The organism is Micromonospora pisi (genome assembly GCF_003633685.1).
GTDB lineage: Bacteria > Actinomycetota > Actinomycetes > Mycobacteriales > Micromonosporaceae > Micromonospora_G > Micromonospora_G pisi.
On sequence record NZ_RBKT01000001.1, the window covers coordinates 7,944,145 to 7,956,904 of the forward strand.

Consider the following 12,760-nt stretch of genomic DNA (forward strand, 5'->3'; position numbering starts at 1 on the left):
GCCGTGCGTCGACGCCTTGTGCTCAGTTACCTGCTGCTGATGGTCCTGGTGCTGGCCGCGCTGGAGATCCCGCTCGCCTTCACCCTCGCCACCGCCGAGACCGGACGGGTCCGGGCCGACCGGCTCGCCGACGCGACCCGGTTCTCCTCGCTCTCCGGTCCGGCTCTGCGCGTCGGGGCGACCGGGCCGGTGAGTGCGGAACTGGACCGCTACGCCGAGCTGTACGGGCTGAACGCCGCGCTTGTCGACCGGGACCGTACGGTCGTGCTCCGTACCCCCCGGTATCGTCCCGACCCGGCGTTGGTGGAGTCCGCCACCCGCGCCTCGCTCGCCGGGCAGCAGTCCGCCGCACCCGGGTTGGTCTGGCCCTGGAACCCCGAGCCGCTGGTCGTCTCGGTGCCGGTGAGCGAGAACGGCGAGGTGCTCGGTTCGCTGATCATCTCGTCACCGACGAACCGGATCGGCCGTACCACCCTCTCCTGGTGGTTGGTGCTCGCCGTGATCGGCATGCTTGCCGTACTCGCCTGCGTCCTCACCGCGTTCCGGCTGGCCGGCTGGGTGCTGCGGCCGATCACCGTGCTCGACGCGGTGACCCACGAGATCGCCGCCGGGGATAGGTCCGCCCGCGCCCCGCACCGGGTCGGCCCACCCGAGTTGCGTCGGCTCGCGGCGAGTTTCAACGACATGGCGGACGCGCTCTCCGACGCGATGGAACGGCAACGGGCGTTTGTCGCGCACGCCAGTCACCAGTTGCGTAACCCGCTCACGGCGCTGCGGCTGCGGGTCGAGGAGCTTGGGCCGAGCGTCACCGACGAGGACGGCCGGACCGAGCACCGGCTCGCCCTGGAGGAGAGCGACCGGCTCGCAGAGGTGCTCGACGGCCTACTCACCCTGGCCCGCGCCGAGCGGGGCGCGGACAAGATGGTGGTGGTCGACGCCGCCGCGGTGGCGATCTCCCGCGTGCGGGCCTGGCAGCCCCTGGCGCGACGCCGGTCCATCCAACTCAACGTCAGCACACCGGCCATCCCGGCGTACGCGAGCGCCGCGCCCACCGCCCTGGACCAGTCGCTCGACGCCCTGATCGACAACGCGGTGAAGTTCACCGACGAGGGCGGGAAGATCGACGTGTCGGTCTACCGGCTCGACGGCGGGGTGGCGATCCACGTCCGGGACAACGGGCGGGGCATGACCTCGGCACAGCTGCGCCACGCCACGGAACGGTTCTGGCGGGCGGCGGACGCGCAGAACATCTCCGGGGCGGGTCTGGGCCTGACCATCGTCGCGGTGCTGGTGGACGTCTCCGGCGGACGGCTGACCATGCGGCAGGCGATTCCCCGGGGTCTTGACGCGTCGCTCTGGTTCCGGGTGCCGGACGAGTCGTCGTAGGCACCCGACGAGTGCCGTCCGTCCGGGTGGAGGTCGGCAGGGCGCGCCGACCTCCACCCGGATGTGGCTCCGTTCGCTCAGGACGGGGCGCGGGCGGGCATCGGATCACTCAGGCGAGCGCGGCGACGAGCTGCTCGGCGATCTGGTCCGGCGACGGCATCGCGCTGGTCTCGTCGCCGATGCGGCGGGCGGCGGCGGCGAATTCCGGCTCGGTGAGCACCCGCTGGAGTGCCGCCGCGACCGCGTCGGGTCCGTTCTGGCCGGGGTGCAGGGCCAGCCCGGCACCGGCGGCGACGACCCGGTCGGCCTGGACGAACTGGTCCGCGCCCTGGGGTACGACCACCATCGGGATGCCTCGGGCCAAGCCGCCGAGGGTGGTGCCGGCGCCGCCGTGGCCGACGATCGCGGAGACGTTCTCCAGCAGTTGCGCCAGCGGTAGGAACGGGACGAGCCGTACCCGCTCGGAGTCGAGGGCGTACTCCTCCGGCTTGCCGTCGAAGCCGAGGGTGGCCACGATCTCGATGTCGAGGGCGCTGAGGGAGCGCAGCAGCGGAGCGACCACTCCCGGGTCGGCGAAGACGGTGCCGAAGGTGACCAGCACCCGTGGCCGTTCTCCGGCCGGGGGTACGGCCGCCCCACCCGACGGGTCGGTGATCGGGGTCTGCTCGCTGCGGTGTGGTTCCGGCCGCAGCGGAAGGCGGGTGACTCCCGGCGGTGGGCTGGCCCCCTCGAACTGGAGCCCGGGCGGGCAGGTGTCGAGCAGCCACCGCCCGGAGGGCGACTGGTCGGGCGGGGTCAGCCCGCGTTCCTCGTAGCGGGAGCGGACCAGCATGGTCATCGCCGTCATGAACTCCGCCGGGATCGCCGGCCCGAAGGCGAGGGTGGCGTGCGGTACGTCGAGCGTGGTGGCCAACAGTGGCCCGACGAAGTCGCACGCTTCGGTCACGATGAGGTGCGGCTGCCAGCTCTTCGCCTTGATCACGGCGTCGTCGGCGCTGAGGTCGACCCGGACGCCGGCGAAGAACTCGGCGACGCCCTCGGGGGTGGGTGCGTAGGCGGGGTCGGCGCCGGTCCGCCGGGCCACCTCGGCGAAGAGAGCATCCGGCATCGGGCCGGCCGGGAGCAGTTCGAAGCCTTCCGCCTCGACGAACGGCGCCATGCCGGCGGCGGTGACGACGGCCACGTCATGCCCTTGACGACGGAACGCGCGTGCCAGCGGGAGCAGCGGAAGGAAATGCCCGAAGGCCGGGGTAGTTGAGAAGAGGATGCGCATACTCATCAGAATATCATTCTGATGAGCCGTCACCGCCTATAGTCATCTGATGGCAAAGCCTCGATCTCCCGCGACCCGGCGTCAGGAGAGCGCCGAATTCACCCAAAAAGTGATCTTGGAAGCGGCGCGGGAGCTGTTCGCGACCCAGGGGTATCCGGCGACCACGGTGGTCGACATCGCCGCCCGGGCCAGGGTGGCGGTCGCCACCGTCTATACCAGCGTCGGCGGCAAACCGACTCTCCTGCGGGCGCTGATCCAGGCCGGAGTGCAGGACCCGGAGACGGCCCGTACGCAGGCCGCCATCCAGGCGTCGTCGGACCCGGCCGAGATCCTGCGCCTGCTCGCCGCCGGCACCCGACACGGGAACGAGCAGCACGCGGAGACGGTCCGACTGATGGCGACCACGGCCCACGTCGCGCCCAGCGCGTCCGAGGCCGTACGCGAGGCGACCGAGTCCTACCGGGAGGCCCTGCACGTGGTCGCCGTACGCCTGAACGAACTCGGCGCCCTGCGCGCCGGTCTCACGGTGGAGCGGGCTGCCCACGTGTTGTGGTTCTACTTCGGACTGAACGCATGGTCACAGCTCGTCGACGGGGGCTGGTCCTGGGACGAGGCGGAGCGTTGGCTGATCGAGAGTGCCACGTCGGCGCTGCTGTCGCTACCTGTCGCACCCGCGACGAACACCGAGGCGTGAGACGACCGGAGCAGCGGGCGGGGGAGCCGGTCAGGGCTTGCTGGCGCGGTAGTAGTCGACGGCGCCGGGGTGCAGCGGCAGCGGGGCGGTGGCGATCGCCGACTGGGTGCTGATCCGCCCGGCCGCCGGATGTGCCTGGCCCAGTTCCACCCGCCGCTCCATCAGCAGCCGGGTCAACTCGTACACCAGGGGCCGGGGCAGTTTCGCCGAGACGATCAGGTAGTTGGGGTCGGCGACGGTGGTGACCGGAGCGAGCCCGTACACCGAGGAGGGGATGTCCCGGCTGACGTACACCTGGCTGTACCGCTGTCGCAGCGGCTCGGTCCACTCGCCGAGATCGATGATCCGCGCGGGGGTGTGCCGGACGAATCCGGCGACCGCCTGCACCGGCAGCCCGCCGGAGAAGAGGAAGCCGTCGATCTCGCCTTTGTTGAGCGCGGTCACCGAGGCGTCCAGCCCGAGTCTCCGGGTGTCCACCGAGCCGGGGGTGAGGCCGGCGACGTCGAGCAGGCGGCTGGCGGTGATCTCCGTACCGGAACCGGTCGGGCCCACCGAGACCGTCCTGTCGCGCAGGTCCGACAGCCGGTGGATCGGTCCGTCGTCGCGGACCACCAGGTGGAGCAGGTCGTCGTAGAGCCGGGCCACCCCGAGTACGGCGGGAGAACCGCTGGGGGTGTTCGGCAGCGTGTCCGCCTGGGTGAAGCCGAGTTCGGCGCTGCCCTGCGAGACCAGGGCGACGTTCTCCGCCGACGCGGCGGTGATCGCCACGCTCGCCCGTACTCCCGGGATCTCCCGATTGATGATCTTCACAAGGGACTGACCGAACGCGTAGTAGACGGCCGCCGGGCTGCCGGTGGCGATCCGGATCCGGATCGGCTCCGCCGGAGGTTCGGCGCACGCACTGGCCAGCACCGTCAGGACGGCCACGCAGAGCGCGAGGGTGGCCCGGCGGGCCGAGCGTGATGACCCGACCAGGGGCGGCGGAAAAGGGGCCAAGGGTCGTGTTCTCCGGCGGGAGTAGGGGCGCCGCGGCAAGTCTGGCCCACCTGGTTCGGTCGTGCATACCGACCGAACGGCCACCCCCCGGCAGAGCCTGCCCGGCCCGGCCCCGCCCTACACCGCGACGTCGAACTGGTCCGCCGACCGGACCGCGGCGAGCAACCGCTGGGCGTCCGGTCCGGTCGGCACGCTCACCAGGAAGCAACCGGAGCGGCGCAGCAGGGCGGCTCGGGCGCCGAGCAGCTGGGCACTGCGGATGAGCATGGCCGCGAGATCGGGATCGGCCACCCGTACGCCGAGGATGTTCTTGTGCAGGTGCCGCCCGGCGGCGGTGAGGACGGAGCGCCAGAGCGCCTCGGCCAGCCGGGGCCGCCACAGTTGCCGGGCACTCGAGCCGCCGGTTGCCGCCGGGTCCAGGAGCGCGGTACGTCCCTGGTTCCAGGCCGCCGTCATCAACGCCCCGTACGCGGCCCGTTGGTACACCGGAACATAGAGCCGGTGCAGTTGATAGCGCCGGCGCAGTCCGGCGACGGTCGTCTCCCGGACCACCGTCAGCTTGAGCCGTCCGAGCAGGTAGGCCAGTCGGTCCGCGGCTGTCTGCTGGTTGAACTCCGCCACCAGCACGCCGTGTACGCCGTGTGTGTCGCTGCGGTGGTCTGTCGGTGCCGCGGCGACCGGGGTGCAGCGCACCAGTGCGGCGATCTCCAGTGTCTCGGCCAGGACGGGCCAGTCCAGCCATGGCAGTCTGAGGTTTTCGGTCGAACTCGCGGTCGTGAGCTGCGCAATCTCCGCCATCGATCTGCTCCCGGCTGATTTGGCACGATTTTCATCAGAGTGGATCGGCCAAGGCGTCGCTGGAAGCCCCGGGGCATAGTCTTGAGCGAATCTTGCGCGTCCCGACGTGCCCCGTGCCGGGGCGTCGCGGTGGGTAGCACCCATCGCGGACAGGCATGAAGGCTCATGAATCAGGGTGTTTCCGGATGCCCGCCAACCTTGCGTCGTTCGGGTCTCCGGACCGGAGCCTCCGCTCGTACATTTCGCCGCCGGAAGGCATCGACGCGCCATTGGCAGGGCCGCTGGCAGTGCCATTGGGGTGGACGTCGGCGATCCGCACGGGACCGCTCGGCCAGGCACGTGGCAGTCGCCGTGATCGCCGTCTGAAAGAGGTGCGAAAGGTTCGGGGATGACGACCGACGACACCCCGTCGCGCCACCCTGACGACGGTGAAGCGGGAGGGGACCTTGCCTCCGTGCTGAATCGACCTCCGAAGGGCGGATTCGGCTCGTCCGGCGAGACCGCTAACGCGCGGCGGATGGGCCGGGTTCGGTGAGCGGCTTCTCCGCGGGTGTCGACCGTCCTGTTGCGTCGATCGGCACCCGATGTCTGACCGTGCGATGCCGGTCTGACGTGGTTCGATCCGTGGCGGTGACGGGTTGGCTGTCGCCGCCACGGTGCCACCCGAGGTCGGAACGGCTGGGGGCCATCCCGTCCCGACTCATTCGCCCCGGTACGCCCGCACCACCGAGGCCGGTATCCGACCCCGCTCGGAAATGTCGTAGCCGTTCTTCGTGGCCCATTCCCGGATGGCGCGGTTCTGGTCCCGGTCGGTGCGGCTCGCGCCTCGCGGCGCACCCCGCCCGGTAGCGCCACGCGCCTCGGGTGTGGTACGGCCGATCCGGTTTCCGGCGGTGATGTAACCATCCAATGCCTTGCGCAGCTTGCCCGCGTTCTTCTCGGACAGGTCGATGGTGTAGTTGACCCCGTCGATACCGAACTCGACAGTGCGGTCGGCCTTGCCGCCGTCCAGGTCGTCGGTGAGTAGGGTGATCACTTGTTTGACCATCGTGGTGCCCCCAATGCCAATTGATTTGGTGAGTGCATTGTGTCCCACCGAGTTTGTCCTATCGTCGGCGATTCCGCAACGTATTCGCTATTTGGCGGAGCGTCGGTACAGTTTCGAGTGTCGAACTGGGTTGCCGGAGAGGGGCGGGATCCGGCTGGAATCGTGCCGTGCGGCGTGCCAGGATCATCGGGTGACGCACGGGCGGTCGGTCGACGGAGCGACACCGGGTGCCGTGCGGCGGGCGCTCACCGCCGGGGGTGCTGGCGCTGCCGTGGGGACCTTCCGGGTCTGCGGTGAGTGGGTGAACGATGTGGACGGTTCACCAGCCTTGCGGGCATAAATCGAAAATCTCCCGTCCGGGGTGCTTGCACCTACCGATCTGTGGTAGTTAGGTGAGGCTAACCTTTGGAGGTTCTGTGGTCGTCTCGCAACTCCCGTCATCCGCGCCCGTCGATCAAGCCATCGCCGACCTGCTCGAACGCCAGGAGGAGCGGGAGTCGGGCGCGCGTACCTACGCCCGTTCGCTGCCGATCCTGCCCGTACGCGCACACGGGATGGTCGTCGAGGGAGCGGACGGCCGGCGTTACCTCGACTGCCTCTCCGGTGCCGGCACGCTCGCGTTGGGCCACAACCACCCGGTCGTGATCGACCAGATCCGCCGGGTGCTCGACTCCGGTGCGCCGCTACACGTGCTGGACCTGGGCACCTTCGAAAAGGACGAGTTCACCACCACACTGCTCGCCACGCTGCCGGGCGGACCGGACGGCTGGCGGCTGCACTTCTGCGGACCGGCCGGCACCGACGCGGTCGAGGCCGCGCTCAAACTCACCCAGACCGCGACCGGGCGCTCCGGGGTACTCGCCTTCACCGGCGGCTACCACGGAATGACCGCCGGAGCCCTCGCGGTCAGCGCCAACGTCGCGCTCAAGACGCCACTGCCGCCGGCCGCGTTCGAGGTCACCCGGCTGCCCTTCCCGTACGACTACCGGTGCCCGTTCGGCGTCGGCGGCGGCATGGCAGCCGAGATCGCCGCCCGGTACGCCGAGACGATGCTCACCGACTCGCACTCGGGAGTCGTACCACCGGCCGCGATGATCCTGGAGGCGGTACAGGGTGAAGGGGGCACCGTACCCGCACCCGACGGTTGGCTGCGCGAGATGCGCCGGCTCACCGCCGTGCACGGCATCCCGCTCATCGTCGACGAGGTGCAGACCGGGGTCGGCCGGACCGGGGCGTTCTGGGCGGTCGAACACTCCGGCGTGGTGCCGGACGTCCTGGTGATGTCCAAGGCGATCGGGGGCAGCCTGCCCTTGGCCGTGATCGCCTACCGGCAGGAGCTGGACACCTGGCGGCCCGGGGCGCACACCGGCACCTTCCGTGGCAACCAGCTCGCCATGGTGGCCGGTACCGCGACCATGCGGCACGTCCGCGAGAACGGTCTGGTCGAGCGCGCCGCCCTGGTCGGTGACCGGATGCTGCGCGAGCTGCGACTGCTCCAGGGGCAACAGACCGCCATCGGTGACGTACGCGGCCGGGGCCTGATGATCGGGCTGGAGATCGTCGAGCCGGACGGGCCGGCGAACCCGATCGGCGCCCGTCCCGCCGCCCCCGAACTCGCCCGGCAGATCCGCGGCGAATGCCTGGCCCGTGGGCTGATCGTCGAGCTCGGTGGACGACGCGACGCGGTGGTACGGCTACTTCCGCCGCTGATCATCACCGACGCGCAGGTCGACACGGTGCTGGCCCGGCTCGCCGACGCGATCCAGGCCGCCCGGCGGGCCTACCCGGGAACGCGCGCGTGACCGTCACCGATCCGCTCGACACCGCGCTCGCCGGTGGGGTCGCCGGCCCGGCGGCGTTGCGTCCCCTGCTCGACGTGGCGTTGGAAGCGCTGCGTCTGGGTGCCTACCGGCGCGGCGGTCCGCTCCCCGCCGGTACGCCGACCGAGCTGGCCTCCGCCGTCGCCGCCACGTTCGGGCCGGACCTCCTGCCCGAACGCGGCACCGGGGCGCGCACGGCCCTCGCCACGCTCGCCACCGGACTCACCGCCGGCACCGCCGACCCGGCCGATCCGCACTGCGCCGGGCACCTGCACTGTCCACCGCTGGCCGTGGCGGTCGCCGCCGAGGTGGTCGCCGCCGCACTGAACCCGTCGCTCGACTCGTGGGACCAGGGGCCCTCGGCGACCGCCCTCGAGCCGCAGGTGATCGAGGCCCTGGCCGGCCTGGTCGGCTACCGACCCGGCGCCTCGGCCGGCGTACTCACCTCCGGCGGGACGGAGTCGAACCTGATGGGCCTCCTGCTCGCCCGCGACGCCGCCGTACTGGCCACGGCCGGAGCACCGGCGGCCACCGTCGGGCTCGGATCGGTCGGTTCGCGGTTGCGCTACTTCTGCAGCGAGGTCGCGCACTTCTCGGTCCGGCGTAACGCCGCGCTGCTCGGACTCGGCGAGGAGGCGGTGGTACCGGTGCCGGTCGACCACGCGTACACCATGGACCCGGTCGCGCTGGCCGAGCGGATGGCCGCCACCGTACGCGCCGGTGGCGTACCGGCGGCAGTGGTGGCGACCGCGGGCACCACCGACTTCGGCAGCATCGACCCGCTGCACCCGATCGCGGATGCTGCCGCCCGGCACCGGTGCTGGCTGCACGTCGATGCCGCGTACGGCGGTGGGGCACTCTTCTCCGACCGGCTCGCAGGCCTCCTCGACGGCCTGCACCGGGCCGACTCGGTCGCCCTCGACCTGCACAAGCTCGGCTGGCAACCGATCGCGGCCGGAGTCTTCCTGACCGCCGACGCGGCCACGCTGGCACCGCTGTCCCAGCGGGTCGCCTACCTCAACCCGGTCGACGACGAGGCGGCCGGTTACCCGAGCCTGCTCGGCCACTCGCTGCGCACCACCCGCCGGGTGGACGCCTTCAAACTGGCGGTCACCTTCCAGGCGCTCGGCCGGGTCGGGCTGGGCGCGCTGGTCGACCGCGTCCACGAGTTGGCCCGGCACGCCGCCGCCCGGATCCGGGCCGACCCCCACCTCGAACTCGCCGCCGAGCCGGTGCTCAGCACCGTGGTGTTCCGCTACCGTGCCGGACCCACCAGCAGCCGGGTCAACGCCGGGCTGCGTCGGCGCCTGCTCACCGAGGGCACGGCGGTGGTCGGTCGGACCGAGGTCGGCGACGCGGTCTGGCTCAAACTCACCCTGCTCAACCCGCATGCCGCCCCGGCCGACGTGGACGCGCTGCTGGACCTGGTGGTCCGGGCCGGCGCCGCCCAGCAGGCGGCGGTGTCGACCGCCGTCCCCGGGCCGAGGAGCGGCGACATACCGGAGGAAGCCCCCCGATGACCAGCACCGCCGCACCGTCAACCCCTGCCGACGCCCGGTCGGACGAAACCGACTACGACCTGGTCGGCATCGGTCTGGGCCCGTTCAACCTCGGACTCGCCGCCCTGGCCGAGCCCCTCGCCGGTCTCCGGACGCTCTTCCTCGACGCCCGCACCGGTTTCGCCTGGCACCCCGGCCTGCTGCTGGAGGGGGCCAGGTTGCAGGTCCCGTTCCTCGCCGACCTGGTCACCCTGGTCGACCCGACCAGCCGCTGGTCCTTCCTGTCCTACCTCCGAGAACAGGACCGGCTCTTCCCGTTCTACTTCGCCGAGCGGTTCCACGTGCCGCGCCGCGAATACGACCACTACTGCCGGTGGGTCGCCGACTCGCTCCCCTCCTGTCGCTTCGGCGCCCGGGTCGACGGGCTGCGCTGGTCCGCCGGGGCCGCCCGGTTCGTGGTCGAGGTGACCGAGCCGGCAACCGGTGCCACCAACCGGATACGGGCCCGACACGTGGTGCTAGGGGTGGGCACCGAGCCGGTCGTACCCGGACCACTGGCCCACCTCGTCGGCGAGCACGTCTTCCACGCTGGCGACTACCTCGACCGACTGCCGACCCTCGCCGGGGCACGGGACGTGACCGTGGTCGGTTCCGGGCAGTCCGGTGCCGAGGTCTTCCTCGACCTGCTGCGCCGCGCACCCGAGCAGGGCTGGCGGGTGCGTTGGCTCACCCGGAGCCCGGCGTTCGCCCCGATGGAGTATTCGAAGCTCGGGCTCGAACACTTCACCCCGGACTACACCGCGTACTTCCGGGGCCTGGCCGAGTCCACCCGCGACGCCCTGCTGCCGGGGCAGTGGCAGCTTTACAAGGCGATCAGCGCCGAGACCATCGACGAGATCCAGACCCTGCTGTACGAGCGTTCGGTCGGCGGTCGCCGGCCCGAGGCGAGCCTGACCGCGAACGTGGCGGTGCTGGCGGCCCGCGCCACCGGCGACGGCTACCTCCTCTCCTGCCGGGAGACCCACCAGGGCAGGGAGTTCGACCTGCGCACCGACCGGGTGGTGCTCGCCACCGGTTACGCGGCCCGCCGGCCGGCGCTGCTCGACCCGCTGGCCGAACTGGTGCACTGGGACGAGCGGGGGCGCTACCGGGTGGACGCCGACCACCGTGTCGAACTCGCCCCGGAGGTCACCGGTTCCCTCTTCGTGCAGAACGCCGAGCTGCACACCCACGGTGTCGGTACGCCCGACCTGGGACTCGGTGCCTGGCGCGGCGCCACCATCCTGAACGCGGTCACCGGTGGCACCGCGTACCGGTTGCCGAAGCGCACCGCGTACACCGGCTTCGGCGTACCCGACGACGCGCTCACCCCCGACACCCCGTTCTGAGCAGCTACGACCCGCCCCCCCACGAAGGAGCGCCGTGCCGTCCCACCCTTCGGCCGATCCGGCCACCGCGCCGCCTCCCCACCTCGCCCCGGCGCACTGGACCGCGGCCGGTCGTACGCTGCTGGCGCGCACCGTCGCCGAGATGGCGTACGAGGAGATGGTCATTCCCGTGCCCGACGGTCCACCGGGGCGTTGGCGGATCGCACTGCCGCAGGGGGTGAGTTACTCCTTCGAGGCCCACCGGGGCACGTTCGGTGCCTGGCGGGTCCGGCCGGAGACCCTGCTGCGTCGGGCCGGCGACCGGGACCAACCCGCCACCGACCCGACCCGGTTCGTGGTCGACGCCGCCGACGTGCTCGGTCTGTCCCGGTCGGTCGTCGCAGACCTGGTTCGCGACCTCACCGCGACGCACGCCGCCGACGCCCGGCTGCACGCCCGCGCGATTCCGGCCGGGGCGCTCGCCGACCTGTCCCATGAGGACCTGGAGGCGCACCAGACCGGCCACCCCTGCATGTTCGTCAACAAGGGCCGGCTCGGCTTCTCCTCGGCCGACACCGCCCGCTACACACCCGAGGCGGCGGGCGACTTCCGGCTGGTCTGGATCGCGGTCACGCCGGAGTTGGGCCGGTTCACCGCCGTACCCGGCCTGGACCGGTCGGCGCTGCTCGCTGACGAACTCGACCCGGTCACCCGGGCCGCGTTCGCCGAGCGGATCCGTGACCGGGGCGGTGACCCGGAGGCGTACGTCTGGCTGCCGGTGCACCCGTTCCAGTGGGACGAGGTGGTGCTGCCGCTCTTCGCCGCGCAGATCGCCCAGGGGAGCCTGGTCTACCTGGGGGAGAGTGTCGACCGCTACCGCCCGTTGCAGTCGATCCGCACCCTGACCAATCTGGACCGGCCGCGGCGGCGCAACGTCAAGGTGCCGCTGATGATCCGCAACACCCTGGTCTGGCGGGGCCTGTCGCAGGCGCAGACCACCTGCGCGCCCCGGCTCACCACCTGGCTGCGGGATCTGCGCGACGGCGACGGCTTCCTGCGCGACGAGTGCCGCGTCGTCATGCTCGGCGAGGTCGCCTCGGTGACCGTGCCGCACCCGACCTTCGAGGCCCTGCCCGACGCGCCCTACCGGTATCAGGAGCTGCTGGGCGCGATCTGGCGCGAACCGGTGCACGGCCACCTGGAGCCGGGGGAGCGGGCCCGGACCATGGCCGCCCTGCTGCTGGAGGGGAGCGACGGGCGGGCGGTCGTGGCCGAACTGGTGGCACGGTCCGGCCTCGGGGCCCGGGAGTGGCTGCGGGCGTACGTCGGCGCGCTGCTGCCGCCGCTGCTGCACTACCTCTACCGCTACGGTGCCTCGTTCACCCCGCACGGGGAGAACGTGGTGCTGATCAGCGACGCGGCCGAGCGGCCGACCCGGATCGCGCTGAAGGACTTCGGCGCCGACGTCGAGCTGCTCCCGTTCGACCTGCCCGAGTACGCCCGCATCCCGTCCGAGGCCCGCGACCAGCTGCACCGCTGGCCGGCGCGGGACCTCGCGCACTCGATCCTCTCCGCGATCTGCGCCGGTCACTTCCGTTTCCTCACCGACATCGCCCAGCGGCACCTCGGCGTGCCGGAGCGGGAGTTCTGGTCCCTGGTCCGGGAGCCGATCGAGGCGTACCACCGACGGTTTCCGGAACTGTCCGACCGGTTCACCTGGTTCGATCTGCTCGGGCCGGAGTTCGGGCGGGTGGCGCTCAACCGTGAGCAGCTGCTCGGCGGTGGTTTCCACGACCGGGCCGAACGCGACGCCGAGTTCGACGTCATGTACGGCACCGTGCTCAACCCCCTGCACGCCGCCCGGACCGATGGAGACTGA

Annotated in this window: 10 protein-coding genes; 6 read left to right on the forward strand and 4 right to left on the reverse strand. The window is 71.7% G+C overall.

All coding sequences use genetic code 11. The annotated features are described in order from the left end of the window. Positions 1 to 3 precede the first annotated feature (3 nt). The gene (locus BDK92_RS34025) at positions 4 to 1,386 is read left to right on the forward strand and encodes a sensor histidine kinase (protein WP_121160426.1); all 1,383 of its coding nucleotides are present in this window, start codon (positions 4 to 6) and stop codon (positions 1,384 to 1,386) included. Positions 1,387 to 1,495: 109 nt separating this feature from the next. Here BDK92_RS34025 and BDK92_RS34030 read toward each other — a convergent pair whose 3' ends face one another. After that, on the reverse strand, positions 1,496 to 2,665 hold the full coding sequence (locus BDK92_RS34030; protein WP_211349473.1) for a glycosyltransferase: 1,170 nt from the start codon (positions 2,663 to 2,665) through the stop codon (positions 1,496 to 1,498). Between the two features lie 43 nt (positions 2,666 to 2,708). Between BDK92_RS34030 and BDK92_RS34035 the strand changes: the two genes are divergently transcribed. Then, positions 2,709 to 3,353, forward strand: a complete 645-nt coding sequence (locus tag BDK92_RS34035) for a TetR/AcrR family transcriptional regulator (protein WP_121160428.1) — start codon at positions 2,709 to 2,711, stop codon at positions 3,351 to 3,353. A 30-nt stretch (positions 3,354 to 3,383) separates the two neighbouring features. On the opposite strand, the gene BDK92_RS34040 is transcribed toward BDK92_RS34035, so the two are convergent. The 3 genes from BDK92_RS34040 to BDK92_RS34050 all read right to left on the reverse strand — a co-directional run bounded on the left by BDK92_RS34040 (position 3,384) and on the right by BDK92_RS34050 (position 6,195). After that, positions 3,384 to 4,328 (reverse strand): TAXI family TRAP transporter solute-binding subunit, encoded by a 945-nt coding sequence (locus BDK92_RS34040; protein WP_121162831.1) that lies wholly within the window; start codon positions 4,326 to 4,328, stop codon positions 3,384 to 3,386. Positions 4,329 to 4,466: 138 nt separating this feature from the next. Further along, entirely contained in the window at positions 4,467 to 5,147 is a 681-nt protein-coding gene (locus BDK92_RS34045) for a hypothetical protein (RefSeq protein WP_121160429.1), read from the reverse strand. Between the two features lie 700 nt (positions 5,148 to 5,847). Then, positions 5,848 to 6,195 carry a histone-like nucleoid-structuring protein Lsr2 gene (locus BDK92_RS34050; protein ID WP_121160430.1) on the reverse strand — a complete coding sequence of 116 codons (348 nt, stop codon included), beginning with the start codon at positions 6,193 to 6,195 and terminating at the stop codon, positions 5,848 to 5,850. A gap of 416 nt (positions 6,196 to 6,611) precedes the next feature. Here BDK92_RS34050 and BDK92_RS34055 point away from each other — a divergent pair, with 416 nt between their 5' ends. The 4 genes from BDK92_RS34055 to BDK92_RS34070 are packed head-to-tail and all read left to right on the forward strand — an operon-like array spanning position 6,612 to position 12,760. Then, positions 6,612 to 7,997 carry a diaminobutyrate--2-oxoglutarate transaminase family protein gene (locus BDK92_RS34055; protein WP_121160431.1) on the forward strand — a complete coding sequence of 462 codons (1,386 nt, stop codon included), beginning with the start codon at positions 6,612 to 6,614 and terminating at the stop codon, positions 7,995 to 7,997. Further along, complete coding sequence (locus BDK92_RS34060; RefSeq protein ID WP_121160432.1) at positions 7,994 to 9,535, forward strand: pyridoxal phosphate-dependent decarboxylase family protein; 1,542 nt, start codon at positions 7,994 to 7,996, stop codon at positions 9,533 to 9,535. Before BDK92_RS34055 ends, BDK92_RS34060 begins: the two co-directional genes overlap by 4 nt. Then, entirely contained in the window at positions 9,532 to 10,902 is a 1,371-nt protein-coding gene (locus tag BDK92_RS34065; protein ID WP_121160433.1) for a lysine N(6)-hydroxylase/L-ornithine N(5)-oxygenase family protein, read from the forward strand. Before BDK92_RS34060 ends, BDK92_RS34065 begins: the two co-directional genes overlap by 4 nt. A 34-nt stretch (positions 10,903 to 10,936) precedes the next feature. Beyond that, positions 10,937 to 12,760: an IucA/IucC family protein gene (locus tag BDK92_RS34070; protein WP_211349474.1), complete on the forward strand. Its 1,824-nt coding sequence runs from the start codon at positions 10,937 to 10,939 to the stop codon at positions 12,758 to 12,760.

Excerpts from the sequence above, each read along its gene's own strand:
- BDK92_RS34030 (WP_211349473.1), bottom strand. The coding sequence starts at position 2,665 with ATGAGTATGCGCATCCTCTTCTCAACTACCCCGGCCTTCGGGCATTTC.
- BDK92_RS34035 (WP_121160428.1), top strand. The coding sequence starts at position 2,709 with ATGGCAAAGCCTCGATCTCCCGCGACCCGGCGTCAGGAGAGCGCCGAA.
- BDK92_RS34045 (WP_121160429.1), bottom strand. The coding sequence starts at position 5,147 with ATGGCGGAGATTGCGCAGCTCACGACCGCGAGTTCGACCGAAAACCTC.
- BDK92_RS34050 (WP_121160430.1), bottom strand. The coding sequence starts at position 6,195 with ATGGTCAAACAAGTGATCACCCTACTCACCGACGACCTGGACGGCGGC.
- BDK92_RS34065 (WP_121160433.1), top strand. The coding sequence starts at position 9,532 with ATGACCAGCACCGCCGCACCGTCAACCCCTGCCGACGCCCGGTCGGAC.